Genomic DNA, 549 nt, shown 5'->3' on the forward strand with positions numbered 1-549 from the left:
GAGAAGCACTGGGTAGTTCCTGGCCCTGAGAAACGAGACCGCATCACCCTCGACACCGAACTCGAAAACGAACCCGGCGTCTACGGCTACCTCGTACACACCAACCGAGGCCGCAAAGAAGTCAACAACCCACCTGCAGGCCGCCCCACCTACAAGCGCAAGGACGGCAAGGTCCTCACCTGGGACGACCCGCGCCTGGACGCACCCTACTGGCAAGAATGCGGCGACTACATGTTCACTTACCTCAACGAACAAGAAGCCCGTGAAGCCTTCAAGAACCAGAAGCTGCACCTGTACGACCTCAACCAGGAAGTACGCCTGTACCGCTTGACCAAGCCCATCAATCTCGGTGAAGCACGTGCATGGCTGAACTGCGACCACCCGCTGCGTGAAAAGGAACACGGCGCCATCACCCTGGACGCCTTCGGTACCGGCCAGTACGACAACCCTGGTGCACTCCGTCTGCCGCAGCAGCCCGCCCCCGATGAGGACGAACAGGACCGCATCGCTGAAGAAGCATACTGGAACAGCCTCACCCCCGAAGAGCAG

1 protein-coding gene is annotated in these 549 nt (G+C 60.3%); it reads left to right on the forward strand.

Annotated elements, in window-relative coordinates:
* Nucleotides 1–549 (forward strand): hypothetical protein (locus HMPREF2605_RS09510; protein WP_168167586.1); only part of this gene is annotated, 549 nt, incomplete at both ends.

Origin of the sequence: Rothia sp. HMSC065C03, from assembly GCF_001837295.1 — a bacterium.
Taxonomy (GTDB): Bacteria; Actinomycetota; Actinomycetes; order Actinomycetales; family Micrococcaceae; genus Rothia.